Annotated in this window: 23 protein-coding genes and 1 pseudogene; 11 read left to right on the plus strand and 13 right to left on the minus strand. The window is 74.8% G+C overall.

Annotation, left to right across the window (positions count from 1 at the left end; translation table 11 throughout):
• Positions 1-1,338 (plus strand): hemolysin family protein, encoded by a 1,338-nt coding sequence (locus C1708_RS29555; RefSeq protein WP_106415551.1) that lies wholly within the window; start codon positions 1-3, stop codon positions 1,336-1,338.
• The gene (locus C1708_RS29560; protein ID WP_106415552.1) at positions 1,335-2,360 is read left to right on the plus strand and encodes a hemolysin family protein; all 1,026 of its coding nucleotides are present in this window, start codon (positions 1,335-1,337) and stop codon (positions 2,358-2,360) included. The genes C1708_RS29555 and C1708_RS29560 overlap by 4 nt, the downstream gene beginning before the upstream one ends.
• 85 nt (positions 2,361-2,445) lie before the next feature.
• On the opposite strand, the gene C1708_RS29565 is transcribed toward C1708_RS29560, so the two are convergent.
• The 6 genes from C1708_RS29565 to C1708_RS29590 all read right to left on the minus strand — a co-directional run bounded on the left by C1708_RS29565 (position 2,446) and on the right by C1708_RS29590 (position 7,105).
• Positions 2,446-2,739, minus strand: a complete 294-nt coding sequence (locus tag C1708_RS29565; protein ID WP_342210918.1) for a hypothetical protein — start codon at positions 2,737-2,739, stop codon at positions 2,446-2,448.
• A 181-nt stretch (positions 2,740-2,920) separates the two neighbouring features.
• Positions 2,921-4,168 (minus strand): putative hexosyltransferase, encoded by a 1,248-nt coding sequence (locus C1708_RS29570; protein ID WP_106415554.1) that lies wholly within the window; start codon positions 4,166-4,168, stop codon positions 2,921-2,923.
• A complete protein-coding gene (locus C1708_RS29575) occupies positions 4,165-5,388 on the minus strand; it encodes a dolichyl-phosphate beta-glucosyltransferase (protein ID WP_106415555.1) in 1,224 nt (407 codons plus the stop codon). The genes C1708_RS29570 and C1708_RS29575 overlap by 4 nt, the downstream gene beginning before the upstream one ends.
• A 167-nt stretch (positions 5,389-5,555) precedes the next feature.
• A complete protein-coding gene (locus tag C1708_RS29580) occupies positions 5,556-5,987 on the minus strand; it encodes a cellulase (RefSeq protein WP_106415556.1) in 432 nt (143 codons plus the stop codon).
• A gap of 11 nt (positions 5,988-5,998) precedes the next feature.
• The gene (locus tag C1708_RS29585) at positions 5,999-6,505 is read right to left on the minus strand and encodes a SigE family RNA polymerase sigma factor (protein WP_106415557.1); all 507 of its coding nucleotides are present in this window, start codon (positions 6,503-6,505) and stop codon (positions 5,999-6,001) included.
• Between the two features lie 237 nt (positions 6,506-6,742).
• Positions 6,743-7,105, minus strand: coding sequence for a DUF6479 family protein (locus C1708_RS29590; protein ID WP_241911356.1), 363 nt, complete (start codon positions 7,103-7,105; stop codon positions 6,743-6,745).
• A gap of 146 nt (positions 7,106-7,251) precedes the next feature.
• On the opposite strand from C1708_RS29590, the gene C1708_RS29595 reads away from it, so the two are divergent.
• Together C1708_RS29595 and C1708_RS29605 are read left to right on the plus strand one after the other, a co-directional pair.
• The gene (locus tag C1708_RS29595; protein WP_106415559.1) at positions 7,252-7,623 is read left to right on the plus strand and encodes a four-helix bundle copper-binding protein; all 372 of its coding nucleotides are present in this window, start codon (positions 7,252-7,254) and stop codon (positions 7,621-7,623) included.
• Between the two features lie 548 nt (positions 7,624-8,171).
• Positions 8,172-9,740 carry a phytoene desaturase family protein gene (locus tag C1708_RS29605; protein ID WP_106416541.1) on the plus strand — a complete coding sequence of 523 codons (1,569 nt, stop codon included), beginning with the start codon at positions 8,172-8,174 and terminating at the stop codon, positions 9,738-9,740.
• Positions 9,741-9,765: 25 nt separating this feature from the next.
• Here the strand turns inward: C1708_RS29605 and C1708_RS29610 are convergent, their stop codons facing one another.
• Entirely contained in the window at positions 9,766-11,541 is a 1,776-nt protein-coding gene (locus C1708_RS29610; protein ID WP_106415560.1) for a serine hydrolase domain-containing protein, read from the minus strand.
• A gap of 193 nt (positions 11,542-11,734) precedes the next feature.
• On the opposite strand from C1708_RS29610, the gene C1708_RS29615 reads away from it, so the two are divergent.
• Complete coding sequence (locus C1708_RS29615; protein WP_106416542.1) at positions 11,735-12,316, plus strand: TetR/AcrR family transcriptional regulator; 582 nt, start codon at positions 11,735-11,737, stop codon at positions 12,314-12,316.
• Between the two features lie 23 nt (positions 12,317-12,339).
• Here the strand turns inward: C1708_RS29615 and paaK are convergent, their stop codons facing one another.
• Complete coding sequence (paaK, locus tag C1708_RS29620; protein ID WP_106415561.1) at positions 12,340-13,641, minus strand: phenylacetate--CoA ligase PaaK; 1,302 nt, start codon at positions 13,639-13,641, stop codon at positions 12,340-12,342.
• Positions 13,642-13,952: 311 nt separating this feature from the next.
• Here paaK and C1708_RS29625 point away from each other — a divergent pair, with 311 nt between their 5' ends.
• From C1708_RS29625 to C1708_RS29635, 3 genes are all read left to right on the plus strand, one after another.
• Positions 13,953-14,195, plus strand: a complete 243-nt coding sequence (locus C1708_RS29625) for a DUF397 domain-containing protein (protein WP_106415562.1) — start codon at positions 13,953-13,955, stop codon at positions 14,193-14,195.
• Between the two features lie 130 nt (positions 14,196-14,325).
• A complete protein-coding gene (locus C1708_RS29630; RefSeq protein ID WP_106415563.1) occupies positions 14,326-15,228 on the plus strand; it encodes a universal stress protein in 903 nt (300 codons plus the stop codon).
• An 80-nt stretch (positions 15,229-15,308) separates the two neighbouring features.
• On the plus strand, positions 15,309-15,806 hold the full coding sequence (locus tag C1708_RS29635) for a glycosyltransferase family protein (protein ID WP_106415564.1): 498 nt from the start codon (positions 15,309-15,311) through the stop codon (positions 15,804-15,806).
• Positions 15,807-15,884: 78 nt separating this feature from the next.
• On the opposite strand, the gene C1708_RS29640 is transcribed toward C1708_RS29635, so the two are convergent.
• Positions 15,885-17,849, minus strand: coding sequence for an N-acetylmuramoyl-L-alanine amidase (locus C1708_RS29640; protein ID WP_502696097.1), 1,965 nt, complete (start codon positions 17,847-17,849; stop codon positions 15,885-15,887).
• 330 nt (positions 17,850-18,179) lie between these two features.
• Complete coding sequence (locus C1708_RS29645; RefSeq protein ID WP_106415566.1) at positions 18,180-19,316, minus strand: aminoglycoside phosphotransferase family protein; 1,137 nt, start codon at positions 19,314-19,316, stop codon at positions 18,180-18,182.
• A gap of 235 nt (positions 19,317-19,551) precedes the next feature.
• On the opposite strand from C1708_RS29645, the gene C1708_RS29650 reads away from it, so the two are divergent.
• Positions 19,552-21,042: a DNA-binding protein NsdB gene (locus tag C1708_RS29650; RefSeq protein WP_106415567.1), complete on the plus strand. Its 1,491-nt coding sequence runs from the start codon at positions 19,552-19,554 to the stop codon at positions 21,040-21,042.
• Positions 21,043-21,073: 31 nt separating this feature from the next.
• On the opposite strand, the gene C1708_RS29655 is transcribed toward C1708_RS29650, so the two are convergent.
• A complete protein-coding gene (locus C1708_RS29655; protein WP_106415568.1) occupies positions 21,074-22,498 on the minus strand; it encodes a PP2C family protein-serine/threonine phosphatase in 1,425 nt (474 codons plus the stop codon).
• 305 nt (positions 22,499-22,803) lie between these two features.
• Positions 22,804-23,208: pseudogene (locus C1708_RS29660) on the minus strand (baeRF3 domain-containing protein); the annotation flags it as partial.
• Here C1708_RS29660 and C1708_RS29665 point away from each other — a divergent pair.
• Positions 23,169-23,504, plus strand: a complete 336-nt coding sequence (locus C1708_RS29665) for a hypothetical protein (protein ID WP_241911357.1) — start codon at positions 23,169-23,171, stop codon at positions 23,502-23,504. The pseudogene C1708_RS29660 and the gene C1708_RS29665 sit on opposite strands and share 40 nt — an antisense overlap.
• Positions 23,505-23,529: 25 nt before the next feature.
• On the opposite strand, the gene C1708_RS29670 is transcribed toward C1708_RS29665, so the two are convergent.
• Entirely contained in the window at positions 23,530-25,137 is a 1,608-nt protein-coding gene (locus C1708_RS29670) for an alpha/beta hydrolase (protein ID WP_106415569.1), read from the minus strand.
• Between the two features lie 274 nt (positions 25,138-25,411).
• Between C1708_RS29670 and C1708_RS29675 the strand changes: the two genes are divergently transcribed.
• Positions 25,412-26,119 (plus strand): chaplin, encoded by a 708-nt coding sequence (locus C1708_RS29675; protein ID WP_106415570.1) that lies wholly within the window; start codon positions 25,412-25,414, stop codon positions 26,117-26,119.
• Positions 26,120-26,184 lie beyond the last annotated feature (65 nt).

The following is a 26,184-nucleotide window of genomic DNA, read 5'->3' on the forward strand; positions in this document are numbered from 1 at the left end:
GTGACCGAGGTCCTGCTGCTCCTGCTCGCCCTGCTGCTGACGCTGGCCTGCGGAGTGTTCGTCGCGGCCGAGTTCTCCCTCACCACCGTCGAGCGCGCCGAACTCGAGCGCGCAGCCGACGCCGGTGAGCGCGGTGCGGCCGGGGCGCTGGCCGCCGTACGCCGTCTGACGGTCCAGCTGTCCGGCGCCCAGCTCGGCATCACCGTCACCTCCCTGGTGATCGGCATGCTCGCCGAGCCGTCCCTCGCCGCCCTGCTGCGCGACCCGCTGCGGTCGGCCGGCCTCGGCGGCGCCGCCCCGACCGTGGCCACGCTGCTCGGTGTGGCGCTGTCCACGGTCGTGCTGATGGTGATCGGCGAGCTGGTCCCGAAGAACTGGGCCATCTCGCGTCCCGCGGCGGTCGCCAAGGTCGTCGCAGGACCGCAGCGCGCCTTCACGGCCGCCTTCGGCCCGTTCATCAACCACCTCAACGGCACCGCGAACCGCTTCGTGCGCCGCTTCGGCCTGGAACCCGCGGAGGAGCTGGCGTCCGCCCGCACCGCCGAGGAGCTGGGCGCGCTCGCCCGGCACTCCGCCGCCGAGGGCGCCCTGGAAGCGGACTCCGCGGAGCTGTTCGTCCGCACCCTGCACCTGAGCGAGCTGACCGCCGAGAACGTGATGACCCCGCGCGTCGACGTCTGCGCCCTGGAGGTGCACGCCACCGCCGCCGACGCCGCCGTGCTCAGCCACGCCACCGGCCTGTCCCGCTTCCCGGTCTACCGGGACAGCCTCGACGAGGTCGTCGGCACCGTCCACATCCGGGACGTGCTGGCCCTGGAGCCGGAGCGGCGCGCCACCACGCCCGTCACCGAGCTGACCACGCCGCCGCTGCTGGTCCCCGACAGCCTCCCCGCCGACCGTCTGCTGGAGCGCATGCGCGCCCACCGCGCCATGGCCGTCGTCATCGACGAGTACGGCGGCACGGCGGGCGTCGCCACCGTGGAGGACATCGTCGAGGAGGTCGTCGGCGAGGTCCGCGACGAGCACGACCCCGTCGAGGTGCCCGAGCTGGCGCCCGCACCGCCCACGGCCGACGGCCGCGCGGTCTGGGAGGCCGACGGCGGTCTCCGTCTCGACCGGCTCACCGACCTGGGGCTCCCCGCCCCGGACGGCCCGTACGAGACGGTCGCCGGACTGATCGCCACCCGCCTGGCCCGCATCCCCGTCGCGGGCGACTTCGTGGAGGTCGACGGCTGGGGGCTCGACGTGCTGGCGGTCGAGCACCACCGCGCCGACCGCATACGCGTCACCGCCCCGGCCGTCCTGCCGGCCGCCGAGGTCATGGAGGAGGCCCGATGACCGTCCTGCAGCTCGCCATCGGTGTCCTCACCCTGCTGACCAACGCGTTCTTCGTCGGCGCGGAGTTCGCCCTGATCTCGGTGCGCCGCAGCCAGATCGAGCCGCGCGCCCTCGCGGGCGAGAAGCGCGCCCGGCTGACCCTGTGGGCGCTGGAACACCTGTCCGCGATGATGGCCACCGCCCAGCTCGGCATCACGGTGTCCTCGCTGGTGCTCGGCGCGGTCGCCGAACCGGCCATCGCGCACCTGCTGGAGCCGCCCTTCGAGGCGGTGAACGTCCCGGACGCCCTGGTCCACCCGATCGCGTTCGTCATCGCCCTGACCCTCGCCACGTATCTGCACATGCTGATCGGCGAGATGGTGCCGAAGAACATCGCGCTCGCCGCGCCGGTGCCCAGCGCGCTGCTGCTGGGCCCGCCGCTGGTGTGGCTCACCCGGGCGCTGCGGCCCTTCGTGTTCGGCATCAACGCCTTCGCCAACGTCCTGCTGCGACTGCTGCGGGTCGAGCCGAAGGACGAGGTGGAGTCGGTGTTCACCGACGACCAGCTGGTCCGGATGGTCGTCGACTCCAGCGAGGCGGGACTGCTCACCCCGGCGGACGGGGAGCGGCTGCGGGACGCGCTGGAACTGGGCACCCGCCCGGTCGGCGAGATCCTCGTCCCGGCCCGGCGGATGCACACCGTCGACCACACGGTCACCCCGACGCGCCTGGAGCGCGTGGCCGCCGAGGCGGGCCTGTCCCGCTTCCCGGTCACCGGCCCCGACGGCGCGCTCCTGGGCTACCTGCACATCAAGGACACCCTCGGCGTGACCGAACGGGACCGGCCGTTCCCGCCCACCGCGCTGCACAAGGTCACCCGGGTCCGCATCGACACCCCGCTCGACGACACGCTCACCGCGCTCCGCGCGGAGGGCAGCCATCTCGCCGCGGCCGTCGGCGAGAACGGCAAGGTCATCGGCTTCGTGACGATGGAGGACGTCCTGACGGAACTGGTCGGCCCGGCGGCCCCGGCCCCGGCCTGACCTCCCGCGCCGCCGGCACCGGCGACACCCCGCGGCCCCGGCCGGACACCTGTCCGGCCGGGGCCGCGGCCACGTGCGCCGGCGGTCACCCGTCCATGCGCCGGCGACGCTCGTTGTGCCAGGCGATCGCGCGGCGGATGTCGGGCTCGTCCAGACCCGTGCGGCACGCCAGTTCGGTCATGCCGAGGACCGGCGGACCGGACGTCAGGACGCGGCTGATCTTGCCCGCCCAGAGTTCCTCCTGGACGAAGGGCCGTCGCCGGTAGGCGGCGCGGATCAGCTCCAGGTGCGCCTCGCAGCACGCGGTGACACGGCGCAGACCGTCGTGCAGCGGATCGTCGGGACGCACGGCCGAGGAGTCCGCCACATGACCCCGCACCGCCTCCTCCGGCGGGAACGTTCTCGCGCACAGATCGCACAACTCCGGTGCGACGGGGGCGGATCGACGCGCGTGCTTCCTGCGTTTCCACATGGAGAGCTCCCGGTGGCCGACTGCGCTCAGCGTACTGCGCCGGGCCCGCTTCCACCCGGCGGCGGACGACGTCACCCCCGCCCCCGGCCTACGGCACACCCAGCTCGAAGAGGACGTACCCCGCGTACGACCCGGAGGCCACCGCCGCCGTGCCCAGCACCGCGGCCAGCACGGGCCCGCTCAGCCGGCGCATGGCCAGGGCGAGCGGCACGTACAGCGGGAACAGCGGGAGCAGGTAACGCGAGACGTTGCCGAAGTACTGCTGGGTGGCCATCACCATCAGGTACGACAGCACCGTGTACACCACCAGCACGGCCGGCGGGCGCAGCCGCACCAGCAGCACGGTCAGCACCGGCACCAGCAGCACCACCCCGACCCCGATGATGTCCTCCATCGGCATGGCGAACAGGTAGTCGAAGTGCCCGACCGGCACGGAGGTCAGCACGTCGAGGCTGTGCCGTCCGTAGTCGAAGGTGTGGCCCCAGGCGCCCTCCTGGAGCTTGGTGTAGCCGCCCCAGTCGCCCATCCGGTGCCCCACCCAGGCCAGGTAGCCGGCCGTGCCCAGCGGGGCGATCGCCGCGGCGGCCAGCGGGCGCCGCCAGTCCTCCCGCCGCCGGACCACCGCGAGCAGTCCCGCGACGGCGAGCGCGGCGGCCAGGGCGACCGCCGTGGGCCGGGTCAGCCCGGCGGCGAAGGCCAGCACCCCGGCGGCCGCCCAGCGGCGGGTCGTCACGGCCCAGCAGGCCCAGGCGGCCAGCGCCGTGTACAGCGACTCGGAGTACACCGCCCACTCCGCGCCGGACCCCGGCCACACCGCCCACAGACCCACGGCGACCAGCCCGGCCCGGCGCCCGCCCAGCCGCGCGGTCACGGCGTGGATGCCGAGCGCGGCGACGAACGAGCACACCACGGAGACGGTCATCCCGGCGCCGTACGGGCCGAGTCCGGTGACCTCCATGACCAGCCGCATCAGCGCCGGGTACAGCGGGAAGAACGCCGCGGAGTTGCCCTCCAGGGTGATCAGTCCGGTCGCGCCGGGGACGGGCTCCAGGGCGGGGTCGTAACCGTGCAGGGCGATCTGCTGGTACCACCAGCCGTCCCAGCTCCCCAGCACGTCCCACGGGCGCGCGCCGCCGCCGAACCTGACGTGCTTCTCCCGGAAGTCGCCGGCGGAGTCCAGCAGGACCAGGAACACGGTGAAGCCCGTCAGCTTGAGCACCCCGTACACGGCGAGAACGGGCCCGAGACGGGAAGCGAGGCGGCGCAGCCGCTCACGGGAGCCGGGCGGGGACGGGGCGGCTGCCGGCCCGGGCCGGCGGGTCGTCGTGCTGCTCATGAGGCGGGGATCCCTGTCGTACGGCGGGAGCGGCGGCCGGGGAGGACGCAGGCGCGCAGGAGGTGGAAGCGGAGCAGGGCGGCGGCGAGGTTCGCGGCGGCCAGCACCGGCAGCTCGGCCCGGGGACCGGCGGCGGGCAGGGCGTGGTGGAGGACGGCCAGCGCACCGCCGGTGAGGGCGAGACCGGCCAGGAGGGCCGCCGGCCCCGCGCGTCCTCGCACGCCGAAGGTGAAGCGCCGGTCGGCGGCGGTGCTGAGGACGGTGCAGAGGAGCAGGGCGAGCGCGTTGCCCGCCTGGGCTCCCGCGGCCGGCCGCAGCAGGACGTACAGGGCGAGGTGCAGCAGTGCGCCGGCGGCTCCCGCGGCGGCGAACCGGAGCAGCCGGGCGGGGCGGCCGGGCGGCGGGACCGCGGAGCCGGCGGCTGTGCCGGCGCCGCCCAGCGCGGCCAGCGGCAGCCGCCCGCGGGCCAGCGCCCGGGCCAGCCGGGCCATGCCGCGCAGGTCCGCGAGCGCCGTGGGGAGGAGATCGACCCGGCTGTCGGGGTCGTCCACCCAGTCCACCGGCACCTCGTGGATGCGCAGCCCGGCCCGCTCGGCGATCACGAGCAGCTCCGTGTCGAAGAACCACTCGCGGTCCTCCACCAGCGGCAGCAGCCGTTCGGCCACCTCCCGCCGGACCGCCTTGAAACCGCACTGCGCGTCGGTGAACCCGACGGAGAGCGTGCCGCGCAGCAGCCCGTTGTAACAGCGGGAGATGATCTCCCGCTTCGGCCCGCGCACGACCCGGGAGCCCCGGGCCAGCCGGGTGCCGATGGCGAGGTCGGAGTGGCCGGAGATCAGCGGCGCGACGAGCGGGAGCAGCGCCGCGAGGTCGGTGGACAGGTCCACGTCGAGATACGCCAGCACCGGGGCGGGGGAGCGGGACCAGGCGGTGTGCAGGGCGCGTCCGCGTCCCTTCTCCTCCAGGCGCACCCACTGGGCGCCGGGCAGTTCCCCGGCCAGGCGGGCGGCGATCCACGGGGTGCGGTCGGTGCTCGCGTTGTCGGCGACCGTGATCCGGAAGGGGTACGGGAAGGTCTCCGCGAGGTGCGCGTGCAGCCGGCGGACGCAGGGCTCGAGGTCGCGCTCCTCGTTGTGCACGGGCACGACCACCTCCAGGACGGGCTCGGGGTGGTGGTGCCCGGGACCGAGGGGCGGTGCGGACCGCCGGGCGGTTCTCATGGGGGTCCCTTTCCGGCGTACGCCTGGGGTCGCGGTGACGAGGTGTCGGAGATGATGTGGGCATGCCAAGCAAGCCCGTCGGGTGGTCCGTGGGCGGGTCGGGCGGGCCCGCGGCCCGCCCGGGGTCATCCGCCCGGGGTCATCCGCCCGGGGTCATCCGCCCGGGGTCATCCGCCCGGCGGGGGAGAGGTCGGGGTGCCGCCGTGGCCGGGTTCCGTGGTGACCGGCCCGGTCGCCCTCGGCGGGGGGCCGCCCGGTGCGCCGGGCTCGGACGTCCGGGTCGGCGGCGGTGACGTGCTCGGCTCCGTGGCGCCGGACGGGGCCCCGGTCGGTTCGCCGGACAGCGAGGGGGCCGTCGACCCGGTCGCCGGCAGGGGCAGGTCGGCCGGTGCGGTCCCGGAGCCGAGGCGGGGCAGCAGCGCCAGACCGACGCTCAGCCCGGCCACCGCGAGGGCGGAACCGCCCGCCCGCACCAGCATCCGCGTCCGGCGACGGGCCCGGATGCCCTCGTACAGGCGTGCCCGCTGCCCCGGTTCGAAGGGGGCGGGCGTCCGGCCCTCGCGCATCATGCGCGTCAGCTCGCGCTCGAAGTCGTCCATCGCTGCTCCCCTCACGTCACGGGCCGGGCGGAGTCGGACAGGATCTGCCGCAGCCGTGCCACGCCGCGCGACGCGTGGGAGCGGGCCGTGCCGACCGGGCAGCCGAGGGTCTGCGCCACCTGCCCCTCGGGCAGGTCCTCGTAGTAGCGCAGCACCACCGCCGCCCGCTGCCGGGGCGTCAGCAGGGCCAGCGCCGCTTCGAGGCGCGAGCGTTCGGCGACGGACGCGGACACGTCGCCCGGTCCGGGCCGGTCGGGCAGTTCACCCACGGGGCGCTCACCCCACCAGCGGCGGCGGGCCGACCGCGCGGCCAGCCGCACCATCACCTGGCGGACGTACGCCTCCGGCGCCTGCTCGGCGACCTTCGGCCAGGCGAACCACAACTTCACCAGGGCCTCCTGCACCAGGTCCTCGGCGCGCTGGCGGTCGCCGCCGGTGAGCAGACGCGCGACATGCAGCAGCGCCGACCAGCGGGCGGCCACGAACTCGTCGAAGCCGTCGGCCCGAAACCGCTGCATCCCTTACCGCCCCGTGTCCGTACAACCCCTTGCACCTGGAAGAAGGCCCTGGGACCGGGGAAACGCTGCAGCACGCCACTGTGACCCGTATCACGTCTCGTGAAGGGTGCGGTCGCAGCGGCGCCGCACACACGAAAAGGGCAGTGCCGAAAGGCACTGCCCTGCTGGTTCCCGAGCAGCCGGCCGAGAAGGCGGCCGACACGGCGACGGCCCCGGCGAACGCCGGGACCGCCGAGGTCAGTGGGCGCCGGGGCCGCCGCTGCCGAAGCCTCCGCCGCCGCCCTCGTTCCAGCGGGGACGCCCCTCGCCGGCGCCGGTGCGGCTGCCCGCGTTGCCGTGGCCCTTCAGCTCGTGCGGGCTCAGCCGCTCCTCGGTCCGGGGCATCTCCTCCGGCTCCCGGTGCTCCCGCACCTCGCGGACCGGACCGCCCTCGGGCATCCGGGGCTGCTCCTCGGGCCGCGGCCGGCGCGAGTCGTTGTTACGGACCCGGCGGCTGCCGAACAGGAACATGCCGATCAGCAGGGCCAGGACCGCGATCCCGGCCACCACCAGACCGACGCCCAGAGCACCGCGTCCCGCCGCCAGGTCGGCTGTCTCCATCGCGTTCATCATGTCCTCGCGGGTACCCCGGGTCCCCGCCCCGAACCAGGTCGCCCCCGCCGGACCCGCCCGCGGGACGCCGCACAGCCCTGGGGATCGCCGGGCCGACCGGGTTTGACGCCCCGTACGGGGGCAACCCGCGCGGTGTGACGACGACATCGCAGGAGGAGCTGTTCCGGTTCCTGGAGGACCGGTTCGCCTGCGCCCAGGCCTGCGCCGAGTGCGCCCGGGCCTGCGCGACCCGGGCCGGCCTCGTGGACCCCGACGGCGCCGAGAACCAGGAACTCGTACGACGCAAGGGCATCATGTGCGCGGAGGTCTGCGACGCGACCTGCCGTGTGCTGTCCGAGCAGAACCAGGCCGACGAGGCCACCATCCGCATGCAGGTCGAGTGGTGCCGCCAGGTGTGCCTGGAGAGCGCCCAGGTCTTCGACGGGCACCCCGGAGCGGAACGGACCGCGGAGGCCTGCCGCGCCTGCGCGCGGGCCTGTACCGAATTCCTCGCCACCCTCGACTGACCCACCGTCCCGCCACGTCCCCGGCCGCCCCCGGCCCCGTGCGCACTCGGGCGGGTCGTCGCCCTGCAGGGCGAGACCGGGGCCGGACGGACCACGCCGCCTCCGTCGTGGTCCGTCCGGCCCCGGCCGAGCCGTCCGGGGCCGGACGCCCTCGCCGAGTCCCGGGAGGTGGCCGCCCTGCGCGAGCGGGTGCCCGGCGCCGGCGACCCGGACGCCCTGGCCAGCCGCCGCGAGGCCGCCGTCGCGCCGGGCCGGCTGGGCGACCGGGCGCACGCGCTCACCGAGCACCGGAGGGGGCCGTCGCCCGGGAGCGGGTGTTCGGCGCGGACCACCCCGACACCCTCGCCGCCCGCGAGGACGAGGCCCGCTGCCTGAAGGGTCCGGGCCGCCCGGGAGAGGCGGCGGAGCTGTACGGGCGGGGGGCGCCGCTTCGCGGGCGGGGTCCGGCCGGAGGCGCGCGGTCCCTTGCCCCCGCCGGGTCCGGCCGGTCGTCCCGGTCCTCCGGACCCCCTCTGGCCGCGGGCGATCGTCACGTGTTACGAAGAATCATGACCGCAGCTCGGGACGCCCGGACGTACGACGCCGTCGTCGTCGGCGGAGGCCACAACGGCCTCGTCGCCGCCGCCTACCTCGCCCGTGCCGGGCGCTCCGTCCTGGTGCTGGAGCGGCTGGACCACACCGGCGGCGCGGCGGTCTCCACCCGTCCCTTCGCGGGTGTCGACGCACGCCTGTCCCGGTACTCGTACCTGGTCAGCCTGCTGCCCCGGAAGATCCTCACCGACCTGGGGCTCGACGTCCGGCTCTCCACCCGCACCATCTCCTCGTACACCCCCGCCGAACGCGACGGCCGGCCCACCGGTCTGCTCGTCGGCGGCGGCGAGGAACGCACCCGCGAGGCGTTCGTCCGGCTCACCGGCTCCGACCGCGAGCACCGGGCGTGGCAGGACTTCTACGACCTGACCGGCCGGGTCGCCCGCCGGGTCTTCCCCACCCTCACCGAGCCGCTGCCCACCCGTGAGGAGCTGCGCCGCACGGTGGACGACGAGGAGGCCTGGCGGATCCTCTTCGAGGAGCCCCTGGGCGTCGCCGTCGAGGAGCGCTTCGCCGACGACCTGGTGCGCGGCGTCGTCCTCACCGACGCGCTCATCGGCACCTTCGCCGACGCCCACGACCCCTCACTGAAGCAGAACCGCTGCTTCCTCTACCACGTCATCGGCGGCGGCACCGGCGCCTGGGACGTCCCGGTCGGCGGCATGGGCGCGCTCACCGACGCGCTCGCCGGCGCCGCCCGCGCGGCCGGCGCGGTCATCGCCACCGGCCACCAGGCCGTACGCGTCGAGACCGACGGCCGTACCGCCGAGGTCACCCACCGCACGGCCGACGGCGAGGGCGTCGTCACCGCCCGGCACGTCCTGGTCAACGCCTCCCCGAAGGAGCTGGCGCGGCTCACCGGCGACACGCCCCCGCCGCCCGCCGAGGGCGCCCAGCTCAAGGTGAACATGCTGCTCGAGCGGCTGCCCCGGCTCCGCGACAGCTCCGTCGACCCGCGTGAGGCGTTCGCCGGCACCTTCCACATCGCCGAGGGCTACGAGCAGCTGGCCACCGCGCACGCCCAGGCCGCCGCGGGACGGCTGCCCGACGCGCCGCCCTCGGAGATCTACTGCCACTCGCTCACCGACCCGTCGATCCTCGGGCCCGGCCTGGCGGCGCGGGGCTGTCAGACCCTCACCCTGTTCGGACTGCACACGCCGGCGCGGCTGTTCGAACGGGACAACGACGCGGTGCGCGAGGAACTGCTGAAGTCGACGCTGGCCCAGCTCGACGCCCACCTGGCCGAGCCGATCGCCGACTGCCTCGCCACGGACGCCGACGGCCGCCCGTGCGTCGAGGCCAGGTCGCCGCTCGACCTGGAACGCGACCTCGGGCTGCCCGGCGGCCACATCTTCCACCGCGACCTCTCCTGGCCCCACGCCCAGGACGGCACCGGCCGCTGGGGCGTGGAGACGGCCCACGCCAACGTGCTGCTCTGCGGCGCGGGCGCGGTGCGCGGCGGCGGGGTGAGCGGGGTGCCGGGGCACAACGCGGCGATGGCCGTGCTGGAGGCCGGCCAGGACTGACGGCCCGGCCGGCCGTGGTCCGGCCTCAGCCGTCCTCCCGGCTCCAGCCCTCCGCCCGCAGGCGCGCCGCGTCCGCGGGGCGGGCCTCGTCGAAGAGCCGGCGGCGGCCCCTCTCGACGCGCAGCCGGTCGACGTAGGCGCCGCGCCCGACGTACAGCCGGTCCGTCGTGTACCGCCAGCGCACGACGAGCCCGGGGGCGGCCGGCAGATCGGCGGTGAGGTCGTGCCAGACGCGGCCGGACCAGCCGGTGGCCGTGCCCGTCGGGTGCTGCTCGGGCGCGCCGCCGCGCCGCCGTGTCGTGAACGGGACCGGCTCCCAGGCCGTCCCGCCGTCCGCCGAGGACTCGAGGACCAGGACGTCGGCCCGCGGTTCGGTGTCCCACCACAGCGCGCAGCTCAGCCGGGCCGCGCCGGACGAGGTGTCCAGCGCCGGCAGCGCGAGGGTCGCCGTGGCCGCGCTCGCCATCCCCGAGAACCACGCCGTGCGCCCCCGGGCCGGCCGCACCGGCACCGCGCGGGCCAGCTGGTCGGCGGCGGCCACCCGGGGCGCCGAACCGGACCGCCAGCTGCGCACCGGGTGCACGGAGTTGCCCAGGACGACGAGGAAGGAGTCGGTGGTCGGGTCGAGCACCAGCGCCGTGCCGGTGAACCCGGTGTGGCCGGCCGTGCGGGGCGTGGCCATCGCGCCCATGTACCAGTGCTGGTGGAGCTCGAAGCCCAGGCCGTGCTCGTCGCCCGGGAACGCGGTGTTGAAGTCGGTGAACATCAGCTCCACCGACTCCGGCCGCAGGATCCGCTCCCGGCCGCGGACACCGCCGTCGAGCAGCGTCCGCGCGAGGACCGCCAGGTCCCACGCGTCGGAGAACACACCGGCGTGGCCCGCGACCCCGCCCAGGCTGTACGCGTTCTCGTCGTGCACCTCGCCCCACACCAGCCCCCGGTCCAGCCCGGACCACGGCGTGCGGGCGTCCTCGGTGGCCGCGATCTTCGGCTTCCAGGACGCCGGAGGGTTGTAGCGGGTGCGCCGCATGCCGAGCGGCTCGGTGATCTCCTCGCGCAGCAGCACGTCCAGCGGGCGCCCGGTGACGTGCTCCAGCACGAACTGCAGCGAGATCAGGTTCAGGTCGGAGTACAGGTACGCGGTTCCCGGCGGGCTCGCCGGCGCCTCGTCGTAGACGCGCTGCACCTTCTCCTCGTACGTCGGCGCCGCGTACAGCGGGATCCACGCGCGGAACCCCGAGGTGTGCGTGAGCAGCTGCCGGATCGTCACGTCCTGCTTCCCGGCCCGCCCGAAGTCCGGCAGGTACGAGGCGACCGGCGCCTCCAGCGTCAGCCGGCCCCGCTCGATCTGCTGCACGGCGAGGACGGAGGTGAACAGCTTCGACACCGACGCCAGGTCGAAGACGGTGTCCTCGGCCATCGGTATCTGGTGCTCCGCAGGGAACTCGACGCCGGTGTCGGTCTCCTCGTCGTACGCCTGATAGCGCACGGCCATCCCGATGGGCTGGTGCAGCGCGACCGTGTGCCCCCGCCCGGCGAGCAGAACGGCCCCCGCGTACCAGGGGTGTTCCGGGGAGGGCTGGAGGAACGCCTCGGCGTCGGCGACGAGTCGCCGCAGCGGACCGGGCAGCAGCCCGGCCCGCTGCGCCGACCCGTGCCGCAGCGCCGGGCGACCGCCCCCGCGGGCCGCGGCCGCCGCGGCCGCCGGATCCGCGGGCAAGGAGGCGAACGCCAGCCCCCCGCCCAACGCCAGCGCTCCCACGCCCACGTGCCGCCGACTGATCCCTCTGCCGTCCGTCATCCGTCCACCCTCCCGGGTCCAGCCCCGAGCCGCCTGAAAGTAACTTCCGGACATCGCCGCGCGAGATGAAACTTTCGTGTCAGGGGTGCGGGTTGTCAATGGCTGTGGACAACGGGCGAGCGGGGCCGTACGAGGGCCGCCGCTCCACCCGCACTACTCTGGCCGGAGTGGTCCGTGGAGGGGAGTGGTGGACGTGGTGCGGCGGAACGAGACGCGGCGGGCCGCGCTGGTGGACGCGGCGATCGAGGTGCTGGCGCGGGACGGCGCGCGGGGGCTGACCTTCCGGGCCGTGGACACCGAGGCCGCCGTGCCCCCCGGTACCGCGTCGAACTACTTCTCCTCGCGTGACGATCTGCTCACCCAGGCCGGGGCCCGGGTCTACGAGCGGCTCCAGCCGGACGAGGAGACCGTCGCGCGGCAGCGTGCCGCGGGCCGGGACCGGGAGACGTACGCCGAGATCATGCGCGAACTGGTGGGCCGTGTCGCCTCGTTCCGCACCGGCTACCTCGCCCTGCTCGAACTGCGGCTGGAGGCCACCCGCCGGCCCGGACTGCGCACCGTGCTCACCGAACGCGTCCGGGCCGACGTCGAGGCGAACGTCCGCCACCACGAGGGCTCCGGCCTCCCCGGTGACGCCACGGCCGTCAAGCTGCTGTACCTCGCCCTGAACTGGCTGATCGTCGAACAGCTCACCCTGCCGGACGTGTTCGCCCCCGAGGAGCGGGAGCGGCTGGTGGCGGCCGCGGTCGAGCGGATCGTGACCGACGGGCGGTAGGCCGAGCCACCCCGGGCCGGGTCTCAGCCGCGCCGCTCCCGCAGGTCCACGATGCGCCGGATCTTGCCCACCGACCGCTCCAGCGACTCCGGGTCGACGATCTCCGCCTCGACCGAGACGCCGATGCCGTCCTTCACCGCCTGCACGATGGACCGGGCCGCCGCCTCCCGGGCCGCCGCGTCCGCGTCCGGGCGGGCCTCCGCACGCACCGTCAACCGGTCCGTGCGGCCGCGCGTGGTCAGCCGCAACTGGAAGTGCGGCGCCACGCCGGGGGTGCGCAGCACGATCTCCTCGATCTGCGTGGGGAAGAGGTTCACCCCGCGCAGGATCACCATGTCGTCGCTGCGTCCGGTCACCCTCTCCATGCGCCGGAACACCCGTGCCGTGCCCGGCAGCAGCCGGGTCAGGTCCCGGGTCCGGTACCGGACGACCGGCATGGCCTCCTTGGTGAGCGAGGTGAACACCAGCTCGCCCCGCTCGCCCTCGGGCAGCACCTCGCCCGTGACCGGGTCGACGACCTCCGGGAAGAAGTGGTCCTCCCAGATGTGCAGCCCGTCCTTGGTCTCCACGCACTCCTGCGCGACACCCGGGCCGATCACCTCGGACAGGCCGTATATGTCGACCGCGTCGATCGCGCACCGCTCCTCGATCTCCCGGCGCATCTCCTCCGTCCACGGCTCGGCGCCGAAGACGCCCACGCGCAGGGAGGTGGAGCGCGGGTCGATGCCCTGCCGCTCGAACTCGTCGAGCAGGGTGAGCATGTAGGACGGGGTCACCATGATGACCGACGGCTCGAGGTCCTGGATCAGCGTGACCTGCCGTGACGTCATGCCGCCGGACGCGGGGATCACCGTGCAGCCGAGGCGTTCGGCGCCGAAGTGGGCGCCGAGGCCGCCCGTGAACAGGCCGTACCCGTACGCGATGTGGACGGTGTCGCCGGGCCTGCCGCCCGCCGCGCGCAGCGACCGCGCGACCATGTCGGCCCACATGGACAGGTCGTTCTCCGTGTAGCCGACGACCGTGGGGCGCCCGGTGGTGCCGCTGGAGGCGTGCAGCCTGCGGATCCGCTCGCGCGGGACGGCGAACATGCCGTACGGGTAGTTCTCCCGCAGGTCCGCCTTGGTGGTGAAGGGGAAGCGGGACAGGTCGGACAGCGAACGGCAGTCGTCGGGGTGGACGCCCGCCTTGTCGAAGGACTCCCGGTGGAACGGCACGTTCTCGTACGCGTGCCGCAAGGAGTTCCGCAGCCGCTCCAGCTGGAGGACCCGCAGACTGTCGAGGTCGAGCCGCTCCGCCGGGTCCAGCAGGTCCGCCGCCTGAGTCATCAGGACCTTCCCTCCACCCGTCCTCCTGCCGTCGACCGATCATTCGGTCGTGTGCCACGGGCCCCAGTAACGCAGCCGACCGCCCTCCGGTGCAAGAGCCCGGCCTGCACTTTTCCGACGGCGCGATCCGAGGACGCGGCGACGACACCGCCCTGAGGGGCGCGGGGAGCCGCGCGAGCGAGCCCCACCGCCCCGCACCCGCCCAGCGACCGTCATCCGCACTCCCTCCCGCCCCCCTGGCACGGCCTGTCCGCAGGACGGACCGATCGCTAGGCTGGCCGCGGACGACGGCAACCGGGAGGAGCACGGACGTGGCCGACAGCACCACCCAGCAGCGCCCGCTCACGGGCTGGGACAAGCCCGAGCTGGACCTCAGCAACGCACAGTGGCAGTCCGGCAGCAGAGGTCTGGGCGACGTCCAGATCGCCTTCGTGGAGGGCTTCATCGCCATGCGCAACGGTGGCCGCCCGGAGAACCCCTCCCTGATCTTCACCCCCGCCGAGTGGGGCGCCTTCGTGTCGGGTGCGCGCGAGGGCGACTTCGACCTGACCTGACCCGATCGGCGGCGCGCCCCGCCCCACGGACGTGTGCCGCGCGCTTTTCCGGACACGTGATGCGCAGAGAGCCGCGCCGGACCGCACGGGGAACGGCGCGGACCCGATGCCGTATCCGGAGGCGAGACACATGAACGACCAGCCGGTGGTCGCGGCGGTGGACGGATCCCAGGACGGACTGCGCGCCCTGGAGTGGGCCCTGGACGCCGCCCGGCGGCGCGGGGCGACGCTGCGCGTCCTGCACGTCCGCGCGGACCTGCCCCGCACCCGGCCGGAGGCGCGGGACGCGGGGCCGCCCGGCGCGGACGAGGACCCGGTGCTCGCACAGGCGCGCGCCCGGGTGGACGAACTGGGCGGCACGCCGTCCGTCGAGTACGTGGTGACGGAGGGCGTGCCGGGCGCGCTGCTGCCCGAGGCAGGCGCGGAGGCCCGGCTGCTGGTGCTCGGCTCCCGGGGCCGCGGCGGCTTCGCCAGCCTGCTGCTCGGGTCGAACTCCCTGGCCGCAGCCCGTGACGCCGTGTGCCCGGTGGTCGTGGTGCCCCGGCCCGGCCGCGGCGGCGAGGAGGACGCGCCGGCCCGCCCGGACGGCCCCGTGGTCGTCGGGGTGAACGCCGACGGCCCCGACGCGGCGACGCTCGGCTTCGCCTTCGCGGAGGCCGCCCTGCGCCGCACCGGGCTGCGGGTCGTCACCGCGTACCCGTGGCCGCTGCAGACGATGATGCTGCCCGGCGAGGTGCCGCCCGCGCAGGCCGACCAGGAGGCGATCGAGCACGAGACGCGCGTCCTCGCCGACGGCTTCCTCGCCCCGTACCGGGAACGGCACCCGGAGGTCGTCACCGAGGTCGCCGTGGAGCCCGGCGACGCGGCCGGTCACCTGGTCGGCGGGTCCCGGGACGCCTCGCTGGTCGTGGTGGGCCGCCACCGCCGCCGCCTGTTCGCGCCCGCCCGCATGATGGGTTCGGTCACCCAGGCGGTTCTGCTGCACGCGCACAGTCCGGTGGCGGTCGTTCCGCCCGTTCCCGGGGAGGAGTGAGCCGGAAGGCGCCGGGCCGGGCTGCCGGGAGGCTTCCGCCCGGCCGTCCGAACCGGGTTCCGGCCACGTACCATGGCGGCATGTCGTTCCTCCGCCGCCGTAGTGCCACACCCGCCGGGCCCGATTTCGACGTACTGGCCATGGACCCGGGCGACTGGCCCGGCAACCTGGGCGCGGGCCTGCTGCCCGCCCCCGACGGAACCTGCCACGGCGTCTTCCTGCGCTACGACCTGTTCGGCGGCCGCGGTCCCGCGATGATCATCGGCAATCTGCCCGAGGGCTCCCCGGCCCGTGACGTCCCCGAGGGCGAAGTGCCCTTCGAGGTCGGACAGCTGCTGCTGGCGCTGGAGAACGACGAGGAGGTCACCGTCGTCTCCACGGAGGAGGTGCCGGTGATGCAGGGCGACAATCTGCTGATCGTGCGCCGCGTCAAGCTCTCCGAGAGCCGGATCTCCTGCGTGCAGTTCGACCGCAGCGACAACGTCCTGGTGACCATCGCCGCCTGGGACCGCCCGATCACCGACGACCTGTACGCCCTCCTCAAGCCGCTGCCGGCGGAGCTGTTCCAGCAGGGCTGACCTCACCCACGGACGACGACGGGCGCCCCCGGACCGCACCGGTCCGGGGGCGCCCGCCGCATGGCGCACGCTCCCGCGCTACGACGACGAGACCGTCACGTCCGCCGCCCGCACGAAACCGACCCGGTGGCCGAACTGGATCTCGTAGTACTGCTCCTCGCCGCGCACCACCCGGTGCGAGGCCGGGTCGAAGGTCACCGCGTAGTAGTACTCGCCCGGCACCTTGCCGCCGGTCACGTACTTCTGCCCCGCGAGCACCCTGTACGGCAGCGCCGACACCGCCTGCACCGGCACCCCCGCCGGGTAGGCCGCCGCCTCCGGGTACGCGCGCCCGTACACGGGCACGGAGTCCAGGCCCTCGCGCGGGGTGACCACCCTCGCCCTGGCCGGCACGGCGACCGGGTTCTCCGCCGGGTTGCGGAACCAGGCCTTCTGGCCGAGGTACCAGATCGCGGTCCAGTCGCCCCACCGGTCGGCCACCGCGTACTGCTGGCCCGTGGACACCCGCGAGGACAGGTCGTTCACCCCGGTGGTCGGCGCGGAGCCGAGGCCGATGTCCTTGATCAGCGGGGAGTCCACGTCGTGGTCGGAGTACAGCCGCACCGCGCTCGACCCGTGCGGGGCGCAGGGCTGCCCGGCGGTCCCGCAGCCGGTGAACACCGGCCGGTTGGCGGCGTAGTCGGGCCGGATGGTGACGGCCCCGGAGTCCTTCCTGCCCGTGGCCTTCAGCGGGCTGCCCAGCAGCTCGAAGTAGTGCCGCCAGTCCCAGTACGGGCCTGGGTCGGTGTGCATGCCCGGGATGGTGGCGGCGGTGGTGCCCGGGACCGTGTCGTGGCCGAGGATGTGCTGCCGGTCCAGCGGGATGCCGTGCTTGTCGGCCAGGTACCTCACCAGCCGGGCCGAGGACCGGTACATCGCCTCGGTGTACCAGGCGTCGGGGTCCGTGAGGAAACCTTCGTGCTCCAGGCCGATCGACGCCGCGTTGACGTACCAGTTGCCCGCGTGCCAGGCGACGTCCTCGGCCTTCACGTGCTGCGCGATGTGGCCGTCGGTGGAGCGCAGGCTGTACTGCCAGGACACGTAGGTCGGGTCCTGGACCATGTGGAGGACGCCCTCCCAGGCGCCCTCCGTGTCGTGCACGACGATGTACCGGATCCGCTGCGAGGCGGGCCGGTTCCCCAGGTCGTGGTTGCCGTAGTCGCCCTCGCCGAACTCCTCGTACGGCGCCGGGATCCACTCGCAGGACACCGTCCTCGGGCACTCCGTGCCGACCGCGGAGCCCTGGCGCAGCCCGGCGCGGTCCAGCGCCGAGGTGTCGGGCGCCACGCCGGGGCGGGCGTCCAGGACGACCCGCTGCCCGGCGTCCGTGACCCGCTCCTCGCCCTCCCGGATCACCGCGAACACGTCGTTCGCGTACGCCGTCGCCGAGGCGCGGTCGTCGGCGCCGGAGAACAGCGCCACCGCCCCGTACCAGTCGGCCGGGTCGTCACTGGCCGGCGCGCCCAGCCGACGCTGCGCCTCGGCCAGCAGGGCGGCGCCGCCCGCCACGTTCGCCGCCGGGTCCTCGCGCAGCGTCCCGGCGCTCAGGCCGGTCAGCCGGGCCGCCCTCGGCAGGGTGGTCAGCCGGTCCGGCAGCTCCGCGGTGTCCAGGCCGAGCTCCGAGGGGCGCAGCGCGGGACGCGCGTCGTCACCGCGCGGGTCCTCGGAGCCGGTCGCGTGGTGCCCGGCGGAGGCGAGCGCGGCGCGGGCGTCGGTCAGGTGCATCGGCCCGTAACCGCCGGTGACGCTCGGGGCGCCCCCGTGCGCGTCCCAGCGGGACTGCAGATAGGAGACGCCCAGCAGGACGCTCTGCGGGACGTCGTACGCGGCCGCGGCGGAGGCGAACGCCTGTTGCAGCCGGACGGTGGCCGGCGGGGCCGGGTCGGGCGCCGCGCCCAGCAGGGGCAGCGTCAACGAGGCCGCGGCCAGGGCGCCCACAGCGCCCCGGACGGCGCGTCGTGACGGCCCGGCCGCACGGCCGGGCTCGGTGGCGAGGTCTCGCACTGCAGCCTCCTGGGGACGGTCGGGTGACCCGTCAGTGGTACCGGCAGGCCGATGATCCGTCAATCATGCCCAGGAAGGCGCGAATTCCCTTGTCAATCGCGGTGTGCGCGGTTTCGTGGCGGTCCGTGGCGGGACCTGCGGCGCGTCAGCGGTCTACACCGGTGGCGCGCCCGGCGGCGTCTGCGCCGTGGTCGTACGCCGTCCCTTCCTGGACGGCTCGGGAGCGGCGGTCCGAGAGGGACCGCCCGACAGTGACGGCCCGACTGCCCGCGGCGGTCGTCGCCTGCGGGCAGTCGCACGGGCGTCGGCGGGACGGTCGTGCCGCGCGGGTCAGCGGGTGCCGACCGCGGCGCGCACGGCCCGCCGGGCCAGCTGGCAGTCGTCGTGCAGCCGGCGCAGCAGCAGCCGCTGCTCCTCACCGGACGGCACGCCCCCCGGCCGGCCCCCCGCGGGCGCCGGCGCCGACTCGTGCATCGAACGCTGCACGGCCGTCTCACAGGTGCGGATCTCCCGGGTCAGCACCAGCATCAGGTTCACCAGGAACGCGTCGCGCGAGGCGGGGCCCGCCGCCTGGGCGATCTGGCTGATCTGGCGCCGGGCCGCGGGCGCGTCCCCGAGCACGGACCACAGGGTCGCCAGGTCGTAGCCCGGCAGGTACCAGCCCGCGTGCTCCCAGTCCACCAGCACCGGACCGGCCGGTGAGATCAGGATGTTGGAGAGCAGCGCGTCGCCGTGGCAGAACTGTCCCATGCCCTGCCGCCCCGTCGCCAGGGCGATGCCGCGCAGCAGCTTCTGCAGGTCGCCGAGGTCCCGGTCGGTGAGCAGACCCAGCTCGTGGTACCGGTTGATGCGGGCCGCGTAGTCCAGCGGCGCGTCGAACGTCCCGGCGGGCGGCCGCCAGGAGTTGAGCCGGCAGATCGCGCCGAGTGCCGCCCTGATGTCCGCCCGGGGCGGCGCTTCCACCGGGTGCCGCTGGAGCGCAGCCACCCGTCCGGGCAGACGCTCGACGACCAGCGTGCAGTTGTCCGGATCCGCTGCGATCAGCCGGGGCACCCGCACGGGCGGACGCTGCCGGACGAACGAGCGGTATGCCGCTATTTCGTGCCGGATGCGCTCACTCCACGCGGGGGAGTGGTCCAGTAAGCACTTGGCGACCGCCGTGCTGCGGCCCGTGGTGCCCACCAGGAGGACCGACCGGCCGGTGCGGCGCAGCACCTGGACCGGCGCGAACTCCGGACAGATGCGGTGCACCGACGCGAGCGCCGTGCGCAGCTGCGCGCCCTGTGCGCCGGACAGGTCGAGCCTCCCGCTGAGCGGCTGGGTGCCCGGTCCCGCGAGGCGCCGTGCGTTGCCCGCGCCGAGCACCGGGTTCGCCGGCCGCGCGGGGGCGAGGTAGGGGCCGCTGTCCGACGGACGCGGACGCAGCGGCCGGGGCGGGGCGGACACGGAGGACGATGCTGCGTACATGGGTGATACAGATCCCTTCGTGTGCCTGCGACGTCAGCGCACCACCCAACCCGGCCGCCCGGCCGCACCCTGGGGGAATGCCCCTGCGGCGACGGGGTCGTGGTGGCGCGTTCCTACTCGACACCCGAGGGCCCCTGGCACACCATCTGGCGGACCCTGGCGAACCCTGGCGAATAGTCGCCCGGCATGGCCCACGGGGCTACTGTCAACTCAGCCGAGAACCTGGGGGCTTGACGTGAGCGGACGACCCAACACCCGGCTCGCGGACCTGTTCGGCCTGGCCGGCTGGTCCAAGGGCGAACTCGCGAGGCTGGTCAACCGGCGGGCGGCGGCCATGGGCCATCCGCAGCTGGCGACCGACACCTCCCGGGTGCGGCGGTGGATCGACATGGGAGAGATCCCGCGCGATCCGGTTCCGCGGGTGCTGGCGGCTCTGTTCACCGAGCGTCTCGGCCGTGTCGTGACCATCGAGGATCTCGGTCTGGTCCGGCACGGGCGTACGGGGAAACGGCCACGCGCCGGGAGTGCGGAACATCCCGACGGAATGCCGTGGGCGCCCGAGCGGACGGCCGAGGTCCTCACCGAATTCACGGGAATGGACCTCATGCTCAACCGACGCGGCCTGGTGGGTGCGGGCGCCGCCCTCACCGCGGGCTCCGCACTCAGCAGCGCCATGCACGACTGGCTGCACACCGATCCGGCCCTGACCACAGACGCCCCCCGCCTGCACGATCCCCTGCACGCCGAACCCGCCGGGTTCGACCGCTACGAGGCCGCCCCCATCGGGTCGCAGGAGATCGAGGAACTGGAGCGCTCCGTGGAGGTGTTCCGGGCCTGGGACGCCGCCCGCGGCGGCGGGCTCCAGCGCAAGGCGGTCGTGGGGCAGCTCAACGAGGTGGGCGGCATGCTCGCCTACCGCCACCCGCCCCATCTGCAGCGGCGCCTGTGGGGCGTCGCCGCCAACCTCGCCGTCCTCGCCGGCTGGATGTCGCACGACGTCGGCATGGAACCGACGGCGCAGAAGTACTTCGTCATCGCCGCCCACGCGGCACGGGAGGGCGGCGACCGCCCGCGCGCCGGCGAGGCGCTGTCCCGCGCGGCACGCCAGATGGTGCACCTGGGCCGGCCCGGCGAGGCACTGGACCTGATGAAGCTCGCCCAGTCCGGCTCGGGCGACCAGATGCTGCCCCGCACCCGCGCCATGTTCCACACCATCGAGGCCTGGGCGCAGGCGTCCATGGGCAAGGGCCAGGCGATGCGCCGCACCCTGGGCCAGGCCGAGGACCTGTTCGTCTCCGACAAGGGGGACGTGCCGCCGCCGGACTGGATGCAGCTGTTCAACGAGGCGGACCTGTACGGCATGCAGGCCCTGGCGTACCGGACGCTCGCGGAGTTCGAACCGGGCGCGGCCGTCCACGCCCAGCACTACGCGGACAAGGCGCTGGCCCTGCGGGTGGACGCCCAGCAGCGGTCGAAGATCTTCGACTTCCTGTCGATGGCCTCCGCGTGCTTCATCGCCGACGATCCCGAGCAGGCCGACCGGTTCGCGCGGCTCGCCCTGGTGTCGATGGGCCAGAACTCCTCGCGCCGCACCTGGGACCGGCTGCGCCAGATGTACCGGCTGACCGCCGAGTACGCCTCGTACCCGAGGATCCAGGAGCTGCGGGAGGAGATCGAGGTGGCGCTCCCCCACCCGTGGGGGAAGGGCGGCAGCACCAAGGCCTGAGGTCACGCGCCGCCAGGCGACTCCGCCCTCGTCACGAGGCCACCCGCGCCACCAGCACACAGGCGTGCCCGGCACGCTCCCCTTCACCGATCTCCCGTACGACCTCCCGGACGCAGTCCTGGGCGGAACGGCCCCCGGCGAACCGGGGCGCCAGGGAGAGGAGGCGGTGGACGGCGGCCGTCCCGGTGTACCCGGGCACCAGGCCGTCGGTGTGCAGCAGGAGCAGGTCGCCGACCTCGAGGGTCTCCTCGGCCTGCCCGTGTCCGGCGCCCGGGGCGGCGCCCAGCAGCGCCCCCCGCGGTGCGTCGAGCACCCGCCCCGCCCGGCCGCGGTAGAGCAGCGGGGCGGGGCTGCCGGCCCGCGCCCACACCGCGGTGCGGGTGTCGTGCCGGTAGCGCAGGCAGACGGCGCCGGCCAGGGTCGGCTGGGCGGTGGTGTCGAGCAGCCGGTCGAGGCAGTCCAGCAGGGGGCCGGGTGCGGTGCCGGCCAGGGCCATGCCCCGGACGGCGCCGAGCAGCAGGGCCACGCCGGACGTGGCGCCCACGCCGTGTCCGGTCAGCTCGCCGACGCCGAGCAGGGTCGCGTCGTCGGACAGTTCGAGGGCGTCGTACCAGTCGCCGCCGGCCGATGCGCGCCCGGAGGGGGGCAGACGGGCGGCGGCCACGTCCAGGGCCCGCGGGCCGCGCCGAGGGAAGCGCAGGGACCCGTGCCACGTCGGCAGCACGGCCTCCCGCAGCTCGACCGCGAGCCGGTGCTCGCTCCGCGCGGCGGCGTGCCGGTGCCGGTGCAGCGAGTCACGGGTCTCGCTCACCGCCCTCCGGCAGCGGCGCAGTTCGCTGACGTCGCGCAGGACCGCCCACATGGAGACGGTGCTGCCGTCGGCGCCGAGCACCGGTTCGCCCATCATGTGCACGGTCCGTATGACGTCGTCCGCGTGCACGACGCGGAACTCCCCGTCGATGGGCCGGCCGTCGACCAGGCAGCCGGTGACCATCTCGGTCAGCCGCGGCCGGTCCTCGTCGAACACGAGGGAGGGCAGTTCGTCGAGGGTGAGCGGGGGAGCGGCCGGGTCGCGGCCGAGGATCCGGTACAGCTCGCCGGACCAGCTCACCTCGTCCGTGAGGAGGTGCCATTCCGCGCTGCCCACCCGGCTGAGCAGGGAGGCGCGGGGCGGGTCCGGCGGCGCGGGTGACTCCTCGGCCGGGACGCCCGGCGCGGGCGGCGGGTCGTCCCGCAGCTGCGCCAGGTGCTCGTCCAGGTCGTCGAGCTGGTGCATCGCCAGGTCGTACAGCGCGCGACGCCAGCGCTCCCGGGGGTCTCCCGCGTCGGCCGGGGTGTCGCGGCGCACCGCGTCCACCTCGCCCTTGAGCCGCCGGGTCTGCGAGATGAGCGCGTCGACCGGGCCGCCTCCCGGCGGCCGGGCGGCGGGGCGGTCCGCGGGGAGAGAGGACGGCATGACGCACTCCGATGCGGGACGGTACGGCCTTCGGGCGGAGAGGGACCGTCACGACTGTCGCACAGCCCACGACGGCCTGTGAGGGATTCGGCGACACACGACGAGGTGGTGCCACCGGCATATGTCACTGTCCCGCGGAGTTACCGCGAAGTAGTCATCCGGGACCCGCTCGACACCCCAAGTCCCATGATACGCATGTGATATGACGGTGCGTCAGACACTCGGACCGGCCCACTCACACGTTCGACAGCCGGGTGCCTGTTCGAGGGGGGTGTGCGGTGGCCGATCCGCATACCGTCCGCCCGTCAGTAGCGCGGCACCGCCGCCATGCCCTGCGCGTCGGCCAGGCCGCCGTCCGGCACGAAACGCACCTCGGCGCCCGTCTCCAGGCACTGCTCGACGATCTCGTCCACGATGTCCTCGCGGGCGTCGGGGTCGCCGTCCTCGGCGGCGATCAGATGCTCGCCGTCGTCGCGGACCGTGATCCGGTAGTTCTCCTCGACGGCCAGCAGCCGGATCCGCCCTTCGCGGGCGCTCTGCCACAGCTCGTCGACACCGGCCGCGAACTCCTTGCGGCTGCGGGCGGACTCCAGCTCGCGCGCCACCTCCTCGGCGCGCTTGCGGTCCTGCTCCTCGAACACCGGCCGCACCGCCCGCCACACCAGCTCCGGTGTGCCGTGCGCCGGTCCGCCGCGCGGTACGGGTGCCGCTGTCCCGGGTGGCGGCGACCGGGGTGGAGCCCGACTGGTGGCGCGCGGTGCGCGGCACACCGGTCGTCGGCCGCTGCCGGCCGGGACGGTTCTGCGTGGGGGAGCGGGAGCACGTCCTGGGCCGCGACTTCGCCGCCGTGCGGGCGGGCGTCCCGGTGGTCGTCCTGGACCTCCGGCCCCCGTCGCCGTTCGTACGGATCGCGGTGTCCGTGCCGGACGCGGGGCGGGTCGCCGGGACACTGCGGCCCGGCGGGGACGCGGACGAGGAGCGGGGCCCCGAGGAGGCCTCCGGGTGAAGGGGGCGAGGGGGCCCGGTCCGCGTCAGATCCGGTTCTCGTCCTCCGCGCCGCAGGAGCTGCCGCTCGGCGGGAGCGTGCCGTGCAGCAGGAAGTCGTCGACCTTGCGGTGGACGCACTCGGACGAACCGTAGCCGGTGTGGCCCTCGCCGCGGTTGTCCAGCACCACGGCCGACGGGCCCAGCCGCTTCGCCGTCTGCTCCGTCCAGTGGTACGGGGTGGCCGGGTCGCCCCGGGTGCCCACCAGCAGCATCTTCGGGGTGTCGAGGTCCTTGACCTGCTCGCGGATGTAGTCGGTCCCCTTGGGCCGGCCGTGGCACAGCACCACCTGCGCCAGCCGGTACGGCCCGAACACCGGAGACGCCTCCTCGTACGTCTCACGCAGGCGCGTGAGTTCCTCGGCGAGGTGTTCCGCGTCCGGACGGTCGGGGTCGTCGGCGCAGTTCACCGCCATCAGCGCCGCCGGCAGATTGTCCAGCGGCACGTCCTCCGCGTCGGCGAGCGGCTCGTCCGGGCGCGCGGGGGAGGGGGCCGTCCCGCCGGACGCGAGGGATTCCACGCCGCTCGTGTCGCCGTCCTCCACCAGCTCGGCGAGCGCCCGCTGCAGCAGCGGCCACATCTCCTTGGCGTAGAGGCCCTGGGCGATGGCGCCGGCCAGGTCCTGGCCGGTGAACTCGTAGCCGAAGGCGGACGGCACCGGGGTGTCGTCGAGGGAGCGGACCAGCTCCACGACCTGTGCGCGGGCGGCGCGCGCGTCCTGTCCGAACGGGCAGGAGAGTTCCCCGGTGCACCAGGTGAGGAAGTTGTCCAGCGCCGTCTGCTGCCCGCGGGCGCTGGCGAGCCCCTGCTCGGCCAGCGGCTCGGTCAGCGTGTCCACACCGTCCAGCGCCATCCGGCCGACCTTGTCGGGGAACCGGGCCGCGTAGACCGCGCCGAGGCGGGTCCCGTAGGAGAACCCGAGGTAGTTGAGCTTCTTGTCGCCGAGCGCCTGACGCATCACGTCCAGGTCGCGGGCCACGTCCACGGTGCCCATGTGGGCGAGGACCGGCCCGGAGTTCTTCTCGCACTCGGCCGCCACCTCGCGCAACTGCCGCAGCGCGTCCCGCGGATCGCCCGTCTCCTCGCCGTCGGTCGCCTCCAGCGCGCGGCTGGTGGCGTCGGTCCCGCAGCTCACCGGGGAGGAGCGGCCCACGCCCCGCGGGTCGAACGACACCACGTCGTAGTCGTCGGTCAGACCGAGGAAGTCCTTGCGGCCCTGGGCGAGCCCCTGCACCCCGGAGCCGCCCGGACCGCCGAAGTTCAGCAGCACCGAGCCGCGGGGGTCGTCGGAGGACGCGCGGTAGCGGGCGAGCGCCAGCTCGAGGGTGCCCTTGCCGGGGTCGGCGTAGTCGAGCGGCACGGTGACCGTCCCGCACTGGAGGTCCTCCGGCACCTCCGTGCCCTCGCAGGCGGACCACGCGATCGTCTGGTCGTGGAAGCGGCCGAGGTCCGGCTCGTCGCGGCCGGTGGCCGTCAGGCCGGTCGCCAGCAGGACCAGCCCGACCGCTCCGGCCGCCGCGCCACGCCGGAAGGAGGGCGGCAGCGCGTTCGCGTGGTCACCGCCCCGGAGTCGCTCGGACAGCTCGCCCAGCATCGAAGCCTCCCAAGGCGCCCCGACCGGCGCCCTCGCCCACCATAAGCGGGTCCCGCCGCGCCCGCCCGTCGGACGCGCGGCGCCGGCGTCGGTCCCGCGTCCGTGTGTTCGGGCACCGGGAGTTCGACGGACTTTGCCGGGGTTCGAACGCCGGGACCCCCTGGGGGGTGAACCGGATGCGGCATACGGAGGAGCCATAACCCGGATGCCACGCCCGCGTTCTATCCGGTGGCGGGCGAACGCTCGCGACCAAGTCTGGAAGGGCAGGGAACCTATGCGAAGGGTTACCCGAAACGGTGCGATCGCCGTCGCCGCCGCGTCCGGCGCGATGGCCATGGCGATGCCGGCGTACGCCGATTCCGGGGCGGGGGGCGTCGCGGCCGGATCGCCCGGAGCGGTGTCCGGGAACTCCGTGCAGCTCCCGGTGCACGTCCCGGCGAACGTGTGCGGGAACACGGTGAACGTGGTGGGCCTCCTCAACCCGGCCGCGGGCAACACCTGCGTCAACGAGGACGTCCGACAGGAGGACGCGTCCCGCGGCTCCGCGAAGGGCACGTCCGGCGGGTCGGGCACGTCCGGCGGGTCGGGCACGTCCGGCGGGTCGGGCACGTCCGGCGCGTCCGCCGGGAGCGACGCGCAGGGCTCGCCGGGCCTGCTGTCGGGCAACGGCGTGCAGCTGCCGGCGCACGTCCCGGTCAACGTGAGCGGCAACAGCGTGAACGTGGTCGGCATCGGCGACCCGGCCACGGACAACAGCTCCGTCAACACCCCCGGCGAGCGTCCGGCGGAGCCCGACCCCGACCGGATCGTGCCGGCCCGCACCCTCCCCGCCCCCGTGCCGCAGCAGGCGGCCCCCGCGGAGCAGGTCGCGCTCGCCGAGACGGGCGCGGACCGGACGGTCCCGGTGCTCGCGACCGGCGCCGCACTGTTCCTGGGCGGGATCGCCCTCCACCGCCGCGCCCGGCTCCGCACGGGCGGCTGACCGCCCGGCGGAAACGCTCCGCCGCCCCGGGTCCGCCGTGCCGGACGGACCCGGGGCGGCTTTCG

The organism is Streptomyces sp. DH-12, assembly GCF_002899455.1.
In the GTDB taxonomy this organism is placed as follows: Bacteria; Actinomycetota; Actinomycetes; order Streptomycetales; family Streptomycetaceae; genus Streptomyces.

Bases quoted from the DNA above. Each gene is read 5' to 3' on its own strand.
- C1708_RS29635 (WP_106415564.1), top strand. From the start codon at position 15,309: ATGTCGTTCCTCCGCCGCCGTAGTGCCACACCCGCCGGGCCCGATTTC.
- C1708_RS29645 (WP_106415566.1), bottom strand. From the start codon at position 19,316: ATGTACGCAGCATCGTCCTCCGTGTCCGCCCCGCCCCGGCCGCTGCGT.
- C1708_RS29575 (WP_106415555.1), bottom strand. From the start codon at position 5,388: ATGAGAACCGCCCGGCGGTCCGCACCGCCCCTCGGTCCCGGGCACCAC.
- paaK (WP_106415561.1), bottom strand. From the start codon at position 13,641: ATGACTCAGGCGGCGGACCTGCTGGACCCGGCGGAGCGGCTCGACCTC.
- C1708_RS29590 (WP_241911356.1), bottom strand. From the start codon at position 7,105: ATGGAGACAGCCGACCTGGCGGCGGGACGCGGTGCTCTGGGCGTCGGT.
- C1708_RS29585 (WP_106415557.1), bottom strand. From the start codon at position 6,505: ATGCAGCGGTTTCGGGCCGACGGCTTCGACGAGTTCGTGGCCGCCCGC.
- C1708_RS29670 (WP_106415569.1), bottom strand. From the start codon at position 25,137: ATGCTGGGCGAGCTGTCCGAGCGACTCCGGGGCGGTGACCACGCGAAC.
- C1708_RS29630 (WP_106415563.1), top strand. From the start codon at position 14,326: ATGAACGACCAGCCGGTGGTCGCGGCGGTGGACGGATCCCAGGACGGA.
- C1708_RS29655 (WP_106415568.1), bottom strand. From the start codon at position 22,498: ATGCCGTCCTCTCTCCCCGCGGACCGCCCCGCCGCCCGGCCGCCGGGA.
- C1708_RS29560 (WP_106415552.1), top strand. From the start codon at position 1,335: ATGACCGTCCTGCAGCTCGCCATCGGTGTCCTCACCCTGCTGACCAAC.
- C1708_RS29610 (WP_106415560.1), bottom strand. From the start codon at position 11,541: ATGACGGACGGCAGAGGGATCAGTCGGCGGCACGTGGGCGTGGGAGCG.
- C1708_RS29570 (WP_106415554.1), bottom strand. From the start codon at position 4,168: ATGAGCAGCACGACGACCCGCCGGCCCGGGCCGGCAGCCGCCCCGTCC.
- C1708_RS29675 (WP_106415570.1), top strand. From the start codon at position 25,412: ATGCGAAGGGTTACCCGAAACGGTGCGATCGCCGTCGCCGCCGCGTCC.
- C1708_RS29605 (WP_106416541.1), top strand. From the start codon at position 8,172: ATGACCGCAGCTCGGGACGCCCGGACGTACGACGCCGTCGTCGTCGGC.
- C1708_RS29580 (WP_106415556.1), bottom strand. From the start codon at position 5,987: ATGGACGACTTCGAGCGCGAGCTGACGCGCATGATGCGCGAGGGCCGG.